This window comes from Sphingobacterium cavernae, assembly GCF_008520265.1.
GTDB lineage: Bacteria > Bacteroidota > Bacteroidia > Sphingobacteriales > Sphingobacteriaceae > Sphingobacterium > Sphingobacterium cavernae.
The window spans coordinates 26,129-44,333 of record NZ_VIQM01000087.1 but is presented as its reverse complement, the minus strand read 5'-3'; the positions used below and the strand labels follow the sequence as shown (position 1 = coordinate 44,333).

The 18,205-nt window shown below is 36.6% G+C and carries 13 protein-coding genes; 10 read left to right on the top strand and 3 right to left on the bottom strand.

Annotated elements, in window-relative coordinates:
* The first annotated feature begins 79 nt into the window (after positions 1 to 79).
* The 8 genes from FLS47_RS15620 (at position 80) to FLS47_RS15585 (ending at position 13,582) form a co-directional block, all read left to right on the top strand.
* Complete coding sequence (locus FLS47_RS15620) at positions 80 to 2,575, top strand: glycosyl hydrolase 115 family protein (RefSeq protein WP_223225354.1); 2,496 nt, start codon at positions 80 to 82, stop codon at positions 2,573 to 2,575.
* Between the two features lie 23 nt (positions 2,576 to 2,598).
* Positions 2,599 to 4,011, top strand: a complete 1,413-nt coding sequence (locus tag FLS47_RS15615) for an MFS transporter (protein WP_149915263.1) — start codon at positions 2,599 to 2,601, stop codon at positions 4,009 to 4,011.
* An 11-nt stretch (positions 4,012 to 4,022) separates the two neighbouring features.
* On the top strand, positions 4,023 to 5,168 hold the full coding sequence (locus FLS47_RS15610; RefSeq protein ID WP_149915262.1) for an endo-1,4-beta-xylanase: 1,146 nt from the start codon (positions 4,023 to 4,025) through the stop codon (positions 5,166 to 5,168).
* Positions 5,169 to 5,196: 28 nt separating this feature from the next.
* Positions 5,197 to 6,162 carry a glycoside hydrolase family 43 protein gene (locus FLS47_RS15605; RefSeq protein ID WP_149915261.1) on the top strand — a complete coding sequence of 322 codons (966 nt, stop codon included), beginning with the start codon at positions 5,197 to 5,199 and terminating at the stop codon, positions 6,160 to 6,162.
* Between the two features lie 107 nt (positions 6,163 to 6,269).
* Entirely contained in the window at positions 6,270 to 8,315 is a 2,046-nt protein-coding gene (locus tag FLS47_RS15600) for an alpha-glucuronidase (RefSeq protein WP_149915260.1), read from the top strand.
* 7 nt (positions 8,316 to 8,322) lie between these two features.
* The gene (locus tag FLS47_RS15595; protein ID WP_149915259.1) at positions 8,323 to 9,882 is read left to right on the top strand and encodes a hypothetical protein; all 1,560 of its coding nucleotides are present in this window, start codon (positions 8,323 to 8,325) and stop codon (positions 9,880 to 9,882) included.
* Positions 9,883 to 9,885: 3 nt separating this feature from the next.
* The gene (locus FLS47_RS15590) at positions 9,886 to 11,826 is read left to right on the top strand and encodes a glycoside hydrolase family 97 protein (RefSeq protein WP_149915258.1); all 1,941 of its coding nucleotides are present in this window, start codon (positions 9,886 to 9,888) and stop codon (positions 11,824 to 11,826) included.
* Between the two features lie 28 nt (positions 11,827 to 11,854).
* The gene (locus FLS47_RS15585) at positions 11,855 to 13,582 is read left to right on the top strand and encodes a glycoside hydrolase family 43 protein (protein ID WP_149915257.1); all 1,728 of its coding nucleotides are present in this window, start codon (positions 11,855 to 11,857) and stop codon (positions 13,580 to 13,582) included.
* Between the two features lie 82 nt (positions 13,583 to 13,664).
* Here FLS47_RS15585 and FLS47_RS18830 read toward each other — a convergent pair whose 3' ends face one another.
* The 3 genes from FLS47_RS18830 to FLS47_RS15575 all read right to left on the bottom strand — a co-directional run bounded on the left by FLS47_RS18830 (position 13,665) and on the right by FLS47_RS15575 (position 15,247).
* A complete protein-coding gene (locus FLS47_RS18830) occupies positions 13,665 to 14,045 on the bottom strand; it encodes an MBL fold metallo-hydrolase (RefSeq protein WP_262713888.1) in 381 nt (126 codons plus the stop codon).
* Positions 14,032 to 14,268, bottom strand: a complete 237-nt coding sequence (locus FLS47_RS19090) for an MBL fold metallo-hydrolase (protein ID WP_394349537.1) — start codon at positions 14,266 to 14,268, stop codon at positions 14,032 to 14,034. Before FLS47_RS19090 ends, FLS47_RS18830 begins: the two co-directional genes overlap by 14 nt.
* 118 nt (positions 14,269 to 14,386) lie before the next feature.
* The gene (locus FLS47_RS15575; protein ID WP_149915256.1) at positions 14,387 to 15,247 is read right to left on the bottom strand and encodes an AraC family transcriptional regulator; all 861 of its coding nucleotides are present in this window, start codon (positions 15,245 to 15,247) and stop codon (positions 14,387 to 14,389) included.
* 247 nt (positions 15,248 to 15,494) lie between these two features.
* On the opposite strand from FLS47_RS15575, the gene FLS47_RS15570 reads away from it, so the two are divergent.
* Together FLS47_RS15570 and FLS47_RS15565 are read left to right on the top strand one after the other, a co-directional pair.
* Positions 15,495 to 17,135, top strand: coding sequence for an alpha-L-fucosidase (locus FLS47_RS15570; RefSeq protein ID WP_149915255.1), 1,641 nt, complete (start codon positions 15,495 to 15,497; stop codon positions 17,133 to 17,135).
* 56 nt (positions 17,136 to 17,191) lie between these two features.
* Positions 17,192 to 18,202, top strand: coding sequence for an SMP-30/gluconolactonase/LRE family protein (locus FLS47_RS15565; protein ID WP_149915254.1), 1,011 nt, complete (start codon positions 17,192 to 17,194; stop codon positions 18,200 to 18,202).
* Positions 18,203 to 18,205 lie beyond the last annotated feature (3 nt).

Genomic DNA, 18,205 nt, shown 5'->3' with positions numbered 1-18,205 from the left:
GGTACTTTTACAGTATAAACAAAGCAGGATTGCTGTAACCTTTTATAAACTGAATTTTAAAACAAACTTAATTTCCGTAGTGATCAATCTGAAATATGCATTTCTATTTTGTTTGGCATTTATTTATACAACGATAAATGCACAAACTCAATTTACGAAACAATTCATTTACACTAAATCCGAGACAGGATTTTTCCAAGTAGTGGATAAAGGAATTCCTTTGCCAATTATTTACGATGAAAAAGACTGGAAAGGTGTGGCAAGAGCGATTCGTAATTTAGAAGTAGATTTTGAGAATGTAACTACGCATAAGCCGAAAAATAATAGTGCAAAAAAAACTATTATCATCGGAACAATTGGTCATTCAAAACATATTGATCAAATCATAAAATCAAAAAAAATTAACACCCAAGACCTTATTGGCAAGAACGAAAAATTTATAATTCAATTGATTGCTAATCCTATAGCAGGAGTTGATTCGGCTTTGGTGATTGCTGGAAGTGACAAACGCGGAACTATTTATGGTGTTTACGAATTGTCCAAGCAGATTGGTGTATCACCTTGGTACTATTGGGCGGATATTCCTGTAGAAAAACAAAGTAATATCTACTTCAAACCGGGGATATACACTGACAATGAACCAGCGGTAAAATATCGTGGTATTTTCTTAAACGATGAATACCCTGCTTTAACACGTTGGGCGAACCACACTTTTGGTGGTTACAATAGTAAATTTTATGAAAAAGTATTCGAACTCATCCTTCGTTTAAGAGGTAATTTTCTGTGGCCAGCGATGTGGGGCAGTGCTTTTTATGATGATGATAAACTAAATGGCGCATTAGCGGATGAAATGGGCATTGTGATGAGTACATCACATCACGAACCTCTAGCTCGAGCACAAGATGAATGGAAACGATTTGGAAATAAAGGTGCTTGGGATTACAGTACCAATGAAAAAGCATTGCGTGATTTTTGGAAAGGTGGCGTAGAAAGAGCCAAAGATTGGGAAACAATCTATACCATAGCCATGCGCGGAGATGGGGATGAGCCGATGAGCGAAGAGCAAAATGTATCGCTATTGGAAAAAATCGTAAAAGACCAACGTCAAATCATTGAAGACGTTACGAAGAAAAAAGCAAGTGAAACGCCGCAGGTGTGGGCATTATACAAGGAGGTGCAAGATTACTACGATAATGGTATGCGTGTGCCAGATGATGTGACATTATTATTTTGTGATGACAACTGGGGAAATGTTAGAAAGTTACCAGATTTGAATGCTAAGCCACGCAAAGGGGGATACGGCATGTATTATCATTTTGATTATGTTGGTGCGCCTCGTAATTCAAAATGGTTAAATGTTTCGCAAGTTTCCAGAGTTTGGGAACAAATGAATTTGACTTATGAGCATGGTGTAGATCGTATTTGGGTAGTGAATGTTGGTGATTTAAAACCTCAGGAATATCCGATTTCTTTCTTTTTGGATATGGCTTGGAATCCAAAACAATTTAATCCATCCAATTTGTTTGATCATACTATTGCATGGTGTACGCAACAATTTGGAGCAGAACATGCAAAGGAGGCAGCTCGTCTAATAGAACAATACACGAAGTTTAACCACCGCGTCACACCTGAGCTATTGGATCACAGAACTTATAGTCTTGAAAATTACAATGAATTTGAAAATGTTGTAACTGAATACAAAGAATTATTGGTTGATGCTTACAGACTTTATAATAAACTACCGAATACCTATAAAGATGCTTTTGATCAATTGGTGTTATTCCCGATAAATGGCATGTCAAATCTTTATGATCTTTATTATGCTAAAGCAAAACATGATGAGTTGTTTAAGAAAAATGACATTGCAGCGAACTATTGGGCGGATAAAGTTGTAGCTTCTTTCAAACAGGATTCCTTATTAACACTTCATTTCAATACACTTTCAAATGGAAAATGGAAGCACATGATGGATCAAGTGCGCATTGGCTATAGAAGTTGGAACAATCCACCAAATAGTATTATGCCTGCAGTTTCTTATATAAAACCTTCTTCAAATCCTTCAAAAATATTTGTAGAAGAAGATGGTTATGTAGCCATAGAAGCGAATAATTATTTCAAAGCCAACAATGCAGGAAATGTGAAATGGGAAGAAATTCCAAATCTTGGGAAAACAGAATCAGCTATTACTACATTACCAGTTACAGCACCTATGGACAAAGATGTCTACTTGGAATATAAAGTAGCAATTTCTACAGCTGGGGAACATAAACTTACAGTTCTTACATCTCCAACATTGAATTTTAATGCCAATAAAGGATTACGTTATGCAATTTCTATAAACGGACATCCCGAAGTTATCCATAATGTTAACGGAAATTATAAAGGTGAGTTAGGAAGATGGCAAGCACAGCGCATCATCGAAAATACGACAACGCATAAATTCGATTCTGCTGGTGAATACAACATTCGTATTCGTCCATTAGAACATGGCATAGTAATTCAAAAAATAATATTGGATACTGGAGGTCGTAAAAGATCTTATCTAGGTCCACCACAAAGTAAAATGAAACCATAAATTACCAATTATAAAATTGAGAAATGAATCAAGATGCACAAGTAAAAAGTGAATCAAAAGGCTTTTATAAGCTTTCGCAAATTCAAAGAATAGGTTTTGGCTCTGGGGACTTGGCCCAAAATCTAATTTACCAAACTGTGTCCATGTATTTGCTGATATTTTATACCAATGTATTTGGAATATCAGCGGCGGCTGCAGGTGTGATGTTCCTAGTTGTTCGTATTATAGACGTGATATGGGATCCAATTGTTGGTGCACTAGTAGATAAGGGAAATCCCAAATTGGGAAAATACAGATCGTATTTAGTGTTGGGAGGTATACCACTGACTGGTTTTGCGATACTATGTTTTTGGAATGGGTTTTCGGGGTCATTGACTTATGCGTACATCACGTATGTAGGTTTGTCGATGCTTTACACATTGATCAATGTTCCTTACGGTGCTCTGAATGCGTCGTTGACGCGTGATACCGATGAGATTACGAAGTTGACATCGACGCGTATGTTTATGGCTAATCTTGGAGGCTTGGCCGTTGGATATGGAGTGCCAATTGTCGTTCAATATTTTTCGCCAGATGGCAAAATAAATTCAAGTGCTTCTGGAGAAGCGTGGTTTATCACGATGACAATTTATGCACTTGTAGGTTTAGCATTGTTAATCTTTTGTTATACCAAAACAAAAGAGCGCGTAATCATGGACGAAAAAGACACCGAAAATGTGAAGGTATCTGATTTATGGGTAGAATTTAAACACAATGGCCCATTACGTGTTCTAGCATTTTTCTTCATTACAGCGTTTGCGATGATGGCTATTGGAAATTCGGCTGGATCGTATTATATGATTTATAATATTCAATCGCCAGAGATGTTACCTTATTTTATGGCATTGGGATCTATTCCCGCATTTATTTTTATGCCATTAGTTCCAGCTATAAAGAGAGCAATCGGTAAGAAACAAATGTTCTATGTGTTCCTTTCTGTTGCAATTATTGGAATGGTCATGCTCTACATTGTATCTGTAGTTCCGTCTCTAAAATCACAAATATGGCTTGTATTTGTTGCACAATTTATCAAATCAACTGGAATTATTGTGGCAACGGGATACATGTGGGCGCTCGTTCCTGAAGTAATATCATATGGCGAATATAAAACGGGTAAAAGAATATCGGGTATAGTGAATGCACTGACAGGTATATTTTACAAAGCGGGTATGGCGCTGGGCGGTGTAGTACCAGGATTGGTATTAGCATACGTTGCATTTGATAAAGATAATGTATTGGAACAATCTGCATTTGCACAACAGGGCATATTGTGGTTGGTAGTCGTAATACCTGCAATTCTTCTTGTCGTGGCTATGTTTATCATATCCAAATATGAATTGGAAGATGATGTAATCGATAAAATAAACCTTGAAATAGAATCTAGAAACTCTAAATAATAACATATTACATGAATATAATAAAGACAATCCTATTGGTGAGTGTGACATCTGTATTTGTTGCATGTTCATCGACGAAGTCACAGACAGTAAATAACACTACGACTTCGAGTGGTACATTAAAAGATGCTTATAAAGGCAAATTTTATATTGGTACAGCATTAAACCTAAATCAGATTTGGGAAAGAAATGATAAGGCTAAACAAGTAATTGAGACGCATTTCAATTCTATTGTTGCGGAAAACTGTATGAAAAGTGAGAATATGCAGCCGCAAGAAGGTGTTTTCAATTTCAAAGATTCTGACAAGTTTGTCGAATATGGTGAAAAACACGGTATGCAAATAATAGGACATACGTTGATTTGGCATTCTCAGGCACCATCTTGGTTTTTCAAAGATGCGAATGGAAATGATGTGTCTAAAGAAGTTTTGATCGAACGCATGCGCAAACACATCCACGCTGTTGTAGGCAGATACAAAGGCAGAGTTCACGGCTGGGATGTTGTTAATGAAGCTATTTTGGATAATGGTGAATACCGCAAAAGTAAATTTTACCAAATAATTGGTGAGGACTTCATCAAGTTGGCATTCCAGTTTGCACACGAAGCAGATCCAAAAACTCAATTGTATTATAATGACTATTCTACAGCTCTACCCGCAAAAAGAGAAGGAATCTACAGAGCGGTAAAAAAAGTTATTGATAGCGGTGTAAAAGTGCATGGAATAGGTATGCAAGAGCACAATGGTTTGGATTACCCTACAATTCAAGAAACTGAAAATTCAATCTTGAGATTTTCAAGTTTAGGCGTACAAGTGATGGTTACAGAAATGGAAATTTCGGTTCTGCCAAATGCGCGTCCAAACATGGGAGCTGAAATTAGCGATAGAGTAGCGTACCGCAAGGAATTGAATCCATACGTTGATGGTTTGCCAGAGGAGAAAATGAAAGAATTAGGTAACAGATACGCTGAATTCTTTTCACTTTACCTAAAGCATAAAGATAAAATTGATCGTGTAACACTTTGGGGTGTAGGTGATGGTGATTCTTGGAAAAACGGATTTCCTGTGCCAGGCAGAACTGATTACCCATTATTATTCGATCGTAACTATCAAGCAAAACCATTTATCCAAGATCTAATCAAATTGGGTAAGAAATAAGTATTAATATTTGAAGAGCAATTAAGTAATGAGTAAAGGAAGATATTTGTATCCAAGTGATTTTATGGCGGATCCATCTGCCCATGTATTTGATGGTAAAATATATATTTATCCGTCTCACGATTGGGAAAGTGGTGTAGAAGAAAACGACAATGGTGATCATTTCAATATGAAGGATTATCATGTTTTTTCGATGGATGATATAAATGGTGAGGTTACAGATCACGGTAAAGTGCTAGGCGTGGAAGATATCGCTTGGGCTGGACGACAATTATGGGATTCTGATGTAGCACACAAGGATGGGAAATATTACATGTATTTCTCGATGAAAGATAAAACAGATGTATTTCGTCTTGGTGTTGCGGTAAGTGATAAGCCAGAGGGACCTTTCGTACCTCAAGATGATCCGATAAGAGGAAGTTACAGTATTGATCCATGTGCATTTCAAGACGACGATGGTTCGTACTATCTTTATTTTGGAGGAATTTGGGGCGGACAGTTGCAATATTATAGAAACAATAAATTGATTGATGGCTCTGTATTACCACATTTTGATGAAGATGCATTGACAGGAAAAGTAGCAAAATTGACGGATAATATGTTGCAATTTGCAGAAGATCCAAAAGATGTTTTGATTCTGGATGAGGAAGGCAATCCACTGAAACAAGGAGATACAGAAAGACGTTTTTTCGAAGCTTCGTGGATGCACAAATACAATGGAAAGTATTATTTTTCATATTCTACAGGTGATACGCATTTATTGTGTTACGCTGTCGGTGATAATCCGTATGGGCCATTCACATACCAAGGTGTGATCTTGACGCCAGTCGTGGGTTGGACTACGCATCATAGCATCCTTAACTATCAAGATAAATGGTATTTATTCTATCACGATTCAGTTCCTTCAGGTGGTAAAACTTGGTTGAGAAGTATGAAGGTGATTGAACTGCAATATGATAATGATGGTAAGATAATTACCATCGAAGGTCAATAACAATCAAAAATAAAGTAGAAAAAGAAAGTCATTCTTGCTTTTTCTACTCTTATACAATTTCACTTTCTCGACCAATAGAAAGTTAAACCTTATAATCTACCATACTTATGATTTTGCTCAGAACTAAAATTTTGTGTATTCTTTTCACGTTTATCTGCCTTTCAACATTTGCTGAAGATGGAAGTTCATTGTGGTTACGCTTTGAAAAAGTATCGCCAGGTATTTCTTCAAAACGAACTGTTCAAACGAAATCTAAAGACGAAATTGTTCTTTTAGCGAAGAAGGAGTTGGACGAATATTGGAAAGGAAATTCGATTGAATTGGTCTTAGATCGAAAGTTGACAAGGATTAAAGATGGTTTTAAAATTTCAAGCGCTGGCAACAAGCTACAAATTATAGGAAGTCAACCTGCAGGAATTCTATATGGTGCTTACCATTTATTGCAAAAACAAGCGGTTGGTAATGAATTAAGGGCTTATAATGTAGAAGAAATTCCATCTTATGATATTCGTATTTTAAACCATTGGGATAATCTAGACCGTACGGTAGAGCGTGGTTACGCTGGTTATTCACTTTGGAAATGGGATGAATTACCCCAAGTATTGAGTCCTCGCTACGAAGCTTACGCTAGAGCAAATGCATCTATTGGTATTAATGCTACTGTTCTAAATAACGTGAACGCATCACCTCAAATATTGACAACTGCATATTTGGAAAAAGTAAAAGCTATTGCAAGCGTGTTTAGAAAATATGGTATTAAAGTGTATCTATCCATTAATTTTTCTTCTCCAAAAGTTATCGGTGGCTTAGAGAATTCGGATCCATTGAATAAGGACGTACAATTGTGGTGGAAGAATAAAGTAAAAGAAGTTTATCAAATCATTCCAGATTTTGGAGGATTTTTGGTTAAAGCAAATTCTGAAGGTCAGCCTGGTCCACAAGATTATGGACGTACGCATGCTGATGGCGCGAATATGCTTGCTGATGCGATTAAGCCTTATGGTGGCACAATAATGTGGCGTGCATTCGTATATAATCCTACTAAAGAAGATCGCGCTAAACAAGCTTATCATGAGTTTGTACCATTGGATGGACAATTTCGAGATAATGTAATCATTCAAATTAAAAATGGACCTATAGACTTTCAACCGAGAGAGCCTTTTACGCCATTGTTTGGAGCGATGAAGAATACTGCGCAAATGATTGAATTTCAGATTACTCAAGAATATTTAGGTTTTTCTAATCACTTGGCATATTTAGCACCCTTATTCAAAGAAACATTTGACAGCGACACCTACTCAGATGGAAAAGGTTCTACTGTAGCCAAAATAACAGATGGTTCACTTCGAAAAATTACTAAAACTGCTGTAGCGGGTGTTGCGAATATTGGAGAAGATACAAACTGGACAGGTCACCATTTCGGGCAAGCGAATTGGTATGCTTTCGGCAAATTAGCGTGGAATCATCAGCTATCATCTGAAGAAATAGCAAAAGAATGGCTTGGATTGACTTTCACAAATGAATCCAAATTCGTGAATGAATTAACGGATATGATGATGGCATCGCGTGAAGCAGTAGTGAATTATATGATGCCGTTGGGCTTACATCACATTTTTGCGTTTGACCATCATTATGGACCAGAACCTTGGGGTAATATGCCAGGGGGAAGAGCCGATTGGATGCCTTGGTATTACCACAATGCGGACTCTGTTGGTGTAGGTTTTAATAGAACAACAAGTGGCAGTAATGCCATAGCACAATACAATGAACCTTTGCGCACGCAATATAATGACATTAAGTCTTGTCCCGAAAATTTAATACTCTGGTTTCATCACGTGCCGTGGAATTATAAAATGAAAAGTGGCAATACATTGTGGGATGAGCTTTGTCTGCACTATGACAAGGGTGTACAAGAGGTGAGGGATTTTCAACGTGTATGGGATAGCATGGAATCTTATGTAGATAAAGACAGATTCAAGCACGTGCAGAGTAGATTAAAAATTCAAAGCCGTGATGCAGTTTGGTGGAAGGACGCATGTCTACTGTATTTCCAGACATTTTCAAAAATGCCAATACCGTATCATATCGAACGTCCGGTACATGAATTAGAAGATTTAAAGAAAATAAAACTCCCTATGAAACACCATAATTAATACGATAATGCAAAGACTTAATTTCATATTTAAATTATTTATACTGTTTGCCCTAATTGTTGGCTGTGCTAAATCCGAGGATGAAACTCCTCAAGTAGATTTAAAAGTTAAAGAGGAAGAAATACTTTTGGATGCCCAAGGTGGTTCAGGCGCATTAACAATAATCTGGAGCAATACCGAATGGGAGTTAATAATCCCTTCTGAAGGATTTTTATCAGGTTTTAATTTTCTAAAAGGTGGAAGTTTTAACCACAGTAGTCAAACGCGTGTACAATTTAATTATACCGAGAATAACACCAATACGGAACGCATACAATCCATTCAACTTAAAAATATTTTATCAGGCGAATCTAAGCAAATTACTATAAAGCAGTCAACCAAGCCTCCTGTAGTATTGCAAGTAAAACCTTCTACTTCGTATCAACAGATTACGGGTTTTGGCGGTATGTTAAATCCAGCATTATGGCAAGGCGGAAATCAATTGACCGTGGCTGAAATAGACAGATTGTATGGACCAAATGGACTTGGCTATAAAATGTTGCGAATGATGATTTATCCCAATTCAAACGATTGGAATAGAGACTTAGCAATAGCACAAAAAGCACAATCTTTAGGCGCTAGAATATTTGCGTCACCTTGGTCTCCACCGGCACATATGAAGAGTAGTAAACAACAAGGTGGAGGTAATGGTGGTTATTTGTTGCCCGAATATTATGCGGATTATGCACAGCATTTAAATGCTTTTGTAGATTACATGGCTGCAAATGGGGTTACTATTGAGGCTGTGTCTATTCAAAATGAACCAGATTGGGATCCTGAATATGATGCTTGTGTATGGACAGGACAGCAAATTTTGAATTTTATAAAAAATCACGGTAAGGATATTAAGGTGAAAGTTATTGCCGCGGAAGCAGTCAATTTCAAAAAAGAGTATACAGATCCTACTTTAAATGATCCGATAGCGCGTGAACATTTGGACATTATAGGTACACACTTATACGGTGGGGGAATAGGAGATTATCCGCTAGCACGCCAACACAATAAGGAAATTTGGATGACCGAACATTTGATGAATAACAATTCAGCTAATGACTGGAGTTGGAATGACGCGCTGATATTCGCAAAAGAGCTACATGGTTGTATGGAAGCGAATTTCAATGCCTATATCTGGTGGTACCTCAAAAGACACTACAGCATGTTGGGCGATGGTGAGTTTGGCACTGTAAAAGGAGAATTGCTTCCACGAGGATACGTTTTATCGCATTATGCGCAGTATGCCACAGACCGTAGGAGAATTGCTGTTGATAAAATAGTAAGTAATAATGATATTCTAGTAACTGCTTATGAAGGAACTTTGGATTATACATTAATCATACAAAATCAGGGTAGTGCTTTGATTCCAACCGTACAATTTGAATTACCGCAAGCTTTTACGAGCGTGACTGGCGTGGAAACTACTGCTACTAAGAATATGCAAACGGTTTCTGTTAATGTTACGAAAAATAACCAAGCTGTATCATTAACAATTAATCCAAAGTCTATTTTGTCCATTAAAATTAAAAAATAGTATATGCTAAGACTTCGTCATATATTGACTTTTATGTTGCTTGCTAGCAATTACTTGTTAATTGCGCAGGTAGCCACCGTAGAAAGTCCAAATAAGCAATTGCGTGTAGAAATACATGTTGATGCCAATAAAGCATTTTACAGTGTAACTCTTAAAGGTAAGACTATTTTAGAAAAATCACCATTAGGTTTTAAATCTAATGAAGGAGATTTTATAAGCGGTTTAGCATTCGAAAATAGTAAAAATTCGGTTGTAGAAAAGCAATATTCGCAAGATAGAATCAAGGTGTCGAACATTAGCTATCACGCTAATGCCTTGACAACAAATTTTACAAATGCAGATAAAAAATCTTTCGCTATGATTTTTCAAGTAAGCAATAATGATATTGCATTTCGCTATGAATTACCAACTTGGAAAGAAACGCGTAGCGTTGTAATACATACAGAGAACACGGGCTACAAATTTCCAACGAGCACAACTGCATTTATCTCTACGATGATGAAACCAATGACTGGTTTCGCGCGTACAGCTGTTAGTTATGAAAGTGGGTATAGTATTGATGCACCAATAGCTTCGGCAAAAAGTCAGTTTGGTTTTGTTTTTCCGAGTTTGTTTAAGGTTCAAGATAATGGATGGGTCTTATTATCAGAGACTGGTGTGACCAGTGCGTATTGCGCTTCGCACTTAAGCGAAATTTCAGCTGATGGTGTTTTTTATGTTAATTATCCGCAGCAGGAGCAAAATAATGGATTTGGCAGTACGGGAGCTGCACTTTCCTTACCTGGTGCTACGCCGTGGAGAACTATAACTGTTGGTGATAACTTAAGTCCGATTGTCAAGACTACAATTCCTTTTGATGTGGTTGATCCATTGTATGCCCCATCACAAAACTACAAGTTTGGTAAATCTACATGGAGCTGGATTGTATGGCAAGACCAAAGTATGAACTGGGATGATCAAGTAAAATATATTGATTTAGCATTGGCTTTAAACTATCCTTATATATTAATTGATGCACTTTGGGACACAAATATTGGAAGAGATAGAATGGAGAAATTGATTCAATATGCTAACTCCAAAAATGTAGATGTGTTTTTATGGTACAATTCCAATGGAACTTTCAACGATGCACCTCAAGGCCCTCGAAATTTTATGAGTACATCTATTGCGCGTAAAAAAGAAATGAAATGGCTTCAAAAAGTAGGTGCTAAAGGATTAAAAGTTGATTTTTTTGGTGGAGACAAACAAGAAACCATGCGCCTATATGAAGATATATTATCTGATGCGAATGATCATGGGTTAATGATTATATTTCATGGTGCTACGTTCCCAAGAGGTTGGGAAAGATTGTATCCAAATTTTGTGGGAAGTGAAGCTGTATTAGCGTCAGAAATGTTGATATTCTCGCAATATGCACGAGATAATGAAGCTATTTTTGCGACTTTACATCCATTCATTCGTAATGCTGTAGGCAGTATGGAATTTGGTGGTGTGTTTTTAAACGACTTTTTGACCAAAGACAACAAAAGCAGAAATAAGAGACTTACCACGGATGCATTTCAAATGGCAACAGCTGTATTATTTCAAAATCCTGTGCAGCCTTTTGCATTGACTCCTAATAATTTGACCGAGGCAGAATCCTTCCTTATAGATTTCATGAAGGAAGTTCCTACTACTTGGGATGAGACATTATTCATTGATGGTTATCCAGGACAATATGCGATATTGGCAAGAAGACACAAAGATAAATGGTACATAGCAGGTGTAAATGCCAAAAAGGAAAGTATGAAAATCAAAATAGACATCTCCATGCTTAAAACTAAAAACCTCAACATGATCAATGATGATATCAATAAGAATCCGACAATAAAGAATATCAAATTAGATAAGAATGGGCTTTACGAAGTTACCATACAATCTAACGGAGGATTTGTAATCTATTAATTGCTTTAAACATAAAACCACCAGTTACATGAACAATTTTGGAAAATTATTGAAGACATTACCTATACTAGCGACTACCATATTTATGAGTTGCCAAGAAGGTAAAAATAAAAACACCGAATTAGGTGAACCGCTTTTCACAAGTTTTACTTATGAAGGAAAGGATAAAATTTACGAGCAAAATCCGCTACAAGCAGGACAGTTTTACAGTCCAATATTGCAAGGTTGCTATCCCGATCCCAGTATCACGCGAAAGGGAGATGATTATTACATAGTAAATTCATCGTTTGCGATGTTTCCGGGTGTGCCAATTTTCCATTCCAATGATTTGGTAAATTGGAAACAGATTGGACACGTTTTGGATCGAGAATCTCAGCTCAAAGTCTATACTTCGGGGATTAGTGAAGGCATTTATGCACCTGTTATTCGTTACAATCCAAATAACGATACGTTCTACATGATTACTACGCAATTTGCTGGTGGTATCGGCAATATGGTGGTGAAAACTAAAGATCCTAAAGAAGGAAACTGGTCTGACCCAATTAAACTTGATTTTCAAGGGATTGATCCTTCTTTATTTTTCGATGATAATGGCAAAGCTTACGTTATTCATAATGATGCCCCGGATCCGGGTAAAGAATTGTATACCGGTCATCGTGTAATCAAGATATGGGATTATGATGTAGAAAAAGACCAAGTAATTGCTGGTACAGACAAAATCATTGTTGATGGCGGGGTAAATATATCCAAAAAGCCGATTTGGATTGAAGCACCACATATTTACAAAAGAAATAACAAATATTATTTGATGTGTGCGGAAGGCGGAACGGCAGATGATCACAGCGAAGTCATTTTTAGTAGTGACAATCCTCGTGGTCCATATGTTCCAGCAGCAAAAAATCCTATTTTGACGCAAAGACACTTAGACAAAAGCCGTCCGAATCCTGTAGAATGGGCTGGACATGCGGATATTGTCGAAGGTCCTGATGGCGGATTGTATAGTGTATTTTTGGCAATTCGTCCAAACGAAAAAAATCGTGTAAATACAGGTCGAGAAACATTTATGTTGCCTGTTGATTGGGCTGGAGAATTTCCAGTATTTCAAGGCGGATTAGAAGTGTTGAAGCCTTCAATTCCTATGCCTTCTGGTGTAGAAAACAAAACGAATTCGGGAGATTATTTTCCAAATGGAAATTTCGTTTTTACGGATAAATTTGACGGAAATGCATTTGATCACAGATGGGTGGCATTGCGTGGTCCAAGGGAGCCTTTTTCAGAATTATCGAAAGATGGCGTACGGATCAAACCTTTAGAAGTATCTATCAAAGAAAAGAAACCAATTTCTGCCTTATTTTATAGACAACAACACAATAGTTTTGCTGCAGAAGTTGAAATGCATTATACACCTTCTTCTGAAAAAGATTTAGCAGGCCTTACTTGTTTGCAAAGTGAAAACTTCAACTATGTGTTTGGAATTACTAAATCAGGAAATGAAAACTATTTAGTATTAGCAAGAACTGAAAAAGGTGAAACTAAAGTGTTGGCTTCGAAAAAGTTGGAAGATAATTCAGCCGTCAAATTGCAGGTAACTGCTGATGGCGATAATTATAAATTCAATTTCTCCCAAAATGGCAAAGCATTTGAAAATCTAGGTGGTACAGTTTCAGGTGATATTTTGTCAACAAATATTGCAGGAGGCTTCACTGGTGCGCTTATCGGTATGTACGCAACCAAAAGCAATGATATAAGTCTTTAATCATAATTATTAGTATAGTTAAGCTTGCGATTCATTTGATTCCAATACCCCTAGGATGATTTTGAATCGCTTTTTTGTATGGTTAATAAGGTAATGGATCTAATTCATCGATAAATTTTTCAAACTGTCTTTTCGTATTTAACAAGACTGGTCCGTGCCCAAAACAAATTACTTTGGGATTTAAGTCATAAAGTTTCTTTAAGGATTGGATATTTTGATTTTGATCTGAAGTGAAAGGGTATGGAGGCAACTGTAAACCAGGAATTGTGGTCAATAAATTCATATTGCATAATGCATCTCCAATAATGAGTGTGCCATCATCTTCTCTAAAAAATGACAAATGCCCAGCCGAATGTCCTGGCGTTTCAATTACAATAAAATTTCCTACTAAATCACCTTCTTTGAGTGTGTCTGTAACAGGATGACCTTCTCCTGCCCAATATTTTTGTTTAAATCTTGATATTTCCTGTAGGTGCTGGATAATCAGATACGGCTAAGCCGCTATCTGTTCTTTGCACTTCCTCTTTGTGGCAAAATAATGGAATATTGAATTCTTTACAAATTTGAGCACTACTTCCTTGATGATCAGCGTGTGCGTGCGTTAATACATGTTTAGTTATTGGTTTTTCGTGGATAGCTTTTTTAATATTATGGTAACTACATTTGATTCCTGCGTCAAATAATATTCCATCTGCAATAAAACAATTGATACTATGCCTAGGTAAAACTGAAATCTAATAAAGTTGAGGATTGATTTTCTTCATAACATATTGTAACGATACAATATAATGATTTCAAGTTAATTTATTGTTTTTTACGGTAAGTACTTGGGGTTTCACCCGTGATTTTCTTAAACAACCGGATGAAATAGGAAATGTTTTCAAAGCCTAATTTATAAGCGACATTTTTTAAACTGATGTTTTCCATCAAAATAAGTAACTGTGCTTTTTCAATTTTCTTTTGATTAATGTATTTTGCAGGCGTACAACCCATTTGTTTTTTAAACAGTCTAATCAAATGATCTTTAGTCAAATTGGCCAAATCAGCTAATTCTTCAATTGCTATGGTATGCTCAATACGTTCATGAATATAGGTAATGACTTTATGGATTCTTTGATCTTGTATTTCTGTTTTAATAATCGAACAATTCAAAAATCGAGATAGTATTATATTGATGATGGATTGCGTCTCTAATTTCGAAGCATCTGAATTATTGTAATTTAATGATAAATTTTTGATGAGTTCTTGGGAATTGTCATACGTTGTGGGATCGTACTTCTTTAATTCCCGTGCTGGATTTAAGGAATACAATCTATGAATAAGCATGACAAGTAATTCGTCAACAGGTATTTCAAAAGGGAACTTATACCTATCAAAAATGCTGGCTTTTCTATCTAGATTTTCGTATAAGTGAATGTAGAAAATATGAAATTCGCCCTCGCAATCATAACTGTGTTGAACATAGGAGGGGGTTAAATACATATGATTTTCTTGCAGATCGAAACTTTCATTGCTTAGATGAATCTTTGCTTTACCTTTGACCACAAAATGTAATCTAACAAAAGGACTACTTATTCCTTTCCAGTTCCAATCGGCATTGTGTTCAGCATATCCAATATTTAATAAGATAAAGTCTAAATCATTAATGCTTTCTTGGGTTTTCATATGATGTAAAAGTAGGTTTATTTGTATTGGACTAATGTAATATAAAAATATTTAAAAGTCGATAAAGTACTACTACTAGTCGATAAATTTTACATTTATACTGTTGTTTAGTACTACATTTGAAAAGAGACATCTAATAAATCCAATTATAATACGCTCAAATCAAATCACTTTCTAGAGGGTATACTTTTTACGAAGTAATATATCTGTGTAAAGTGTGGAATTTCTTGAGTAAAAAACGATTACTATGAATAGAAGGAGTGTAATAAAATCTATCGGAGCTATAATCCCAACCTTATTTTTAAGTAAGTCATTTGCTGCTACAACCATTAGCAATTGGACAAAAGTTCCATTTAATCCGACTTGGAAATCGCTGGAAGAGTATAATGTACCAAAGTGGTTTCGTGATGCAAAATTCGGTATATGGGCGCATTGGGGACCGCAATGTCAGCCCGAGCGTGGCGACTGGTATGCGCGAGGAATGTATCAAGAAGGTTCTGATCAGTACAAATACCATGTCGAGAAATATGGACATCCTTCAAAGTTTGGTTTTAAAGATGTAATCAATTTGTGGAAAGCCGAAAAATGGAATCCAGAAGAATTGATGGATCTATACAAGCGCACAGGAGCACAATATTTCATGACCTTGGCAAATCATCACGATAATTTGGATTTATACAAGAGTAGTCACCACAAATGGAATAGTCTAAATTTTGGCCCTAAGAAGGATATCGTTGGAGGATGGGAAAAGGCTGCACGTAAACGCGGATTGCGATTTGGTGTAAGTGTTCATGCCGCACATGCATGGACTTGGTACGAGACGGCTCAGCGATCGGATAAAAATGGTCCTCTTCAAGGTGTGCCTTACGATGGAAAATTAAAAAAAGAAGATGGTAAAGGAACATGGTGGGAAGGATATGATCCACAAGAACTCTATGCGCAAAATCATGAATTGAGCAAAGACAGCTTGAATGATCACAAAGTGCACGAGCAATGGCATTGGGACGTAAATACAGGCGTTAGCGTACCAACCGATGAATACTGTAAAAATTTCAAATATCGAACGATAGAATTAATAGATAATTATAATCCTGATGTAGTTTACTTTGACGATACGGCGTTGCCATTATGGCCTGTGAGTAATGTGGGTTTGGAAATTGCTGCCCATTACTACAATAAAAGTATAAAGGACAATAAAGGTAAGTTAGAAGCTGTCATTACCGGAAAAATACTGGATGAGCAACAGCGTAAATGTATGATCTGGGATATCGAGCGAGGTCAAAGTAACCGCATAGAACCCGAGCCCTGGCAGACATGTACCTGTATAGGATCGTGGCATTATGATCGTCGAGTATACGATAGGGGGCATTATAAGTCAGCAAAAACGGTCATCCATATGTTGGTGGATGTAGTCAGCAAAAATGGCAATCTCTTATTAAGTGTTCCAATGCGTGGAGATGGTTCTGTTGATGACAAAGCACGAGCAACGGTAGAAGGTATTGCTAACTGGATGCAGTTAAATAGTGAAGCAATCATAGGAACTAGGCCGTGGCACACCTTTGGTGAAGGCTCAGCCATAGCACATGCTCCAGAATTGCATGCTCAAGGATTCAATGAAGGTCGAGGAAAGCCGCTTGTTGCTGAAGATTTTCGTTTTACTCAAAAAGGTAAATCTCTGTATGCTTTCGTAATGGGTCAACCAGAATCAAAGCAAGTTAAAATTCAATCTTTGGGAACAACAACATCCAAAGGTTTGAAAGTTAGAAAGATCGAATTACTTGGTTATAAAAAGCCATTGGTTTTCAAACAAAATGCAGATATTTTACAGATTGAATGGCCGCAAGATGCACAGAAAAATGACATTGCTCATGTATTAAAACTTACATAATGAGTCGTGAAAAAAATATTTTTCCTATCTTCATAAGATACCAAAGATAAACTACCATGAAGATCACCAGAAGATACATTATTGCATTTTTAATCTCAATGGCATGTCAAATACCTGTATTTTCTCAGCAAATTAAGTTTGAAAAACTAGAGCTTGAAGTGTTGGATGAAAAGGTGAAAAATATTGTTAATGCCAATGCGCAGGTCGAAGTGTTGATAGAAGGACTGCGTTGGACAGAAGGACCACTTTGGGTAGAGTCAGAGAAAATGCTCTTATTCTCCGAAATTCCTTCCAATACGGTTTATAAATGGACTGAAGCAAAAGGCATGGAACTGTATTTAAATCCAAGTGGATATACTGAAACTGCAACAGCTGCTACGCGCGAACCAGGTAGCAATGGTTTGTTGTTAGACCCGAAGGGTAATTTGGTGCTTTGTCAACACGGGGATCGTCAAATGGGACGTATGAATAGCTCACTAAAATCACCTAAACCTAACTATGTGACAATAGTAAATAGCTATGAGAAATCAAAATTGAATAGTCCAAATGATGCGGTATACCATTCCAATGGAGATTTATTTTTCACGGATCCTCCATATGGTTTACCATCTCAAAATGATACAGATCCAGCAAAGGAGCTAGACTTTAATGGTGTTTTTGTATTCAAAAAAGATGGAAAATTGAACCTATTAACGGATAAGTTGACTAGACCAAATGGTATTGCGATTTTTCCGAAATCAAATAAAATAATTGTAAGCAATTCTGATCCACGAAGTGCGACTTGGTATGTATTAAATACAAACAATCTGAAACAAGAGCCAACGATTTTTTACGATGCAACGCCTACATTGGATGGATCTTCAGGCTTACCAGATGGACTTAAAATAACCAAAAGTAATATTGTACTGGCAAGTGGTCCTGGTGGTGTTTGGATTTTTGATGCTAATGCTAAACTTCTAGGTAAAATTAGATTCAAAAGTCCTGTATCGAATGTCGCATTATCTGCCGATGAAAAATACATGTATCTTACAAATACAGGTCGAATTGTACGTGTAAACCTTAAATAATCA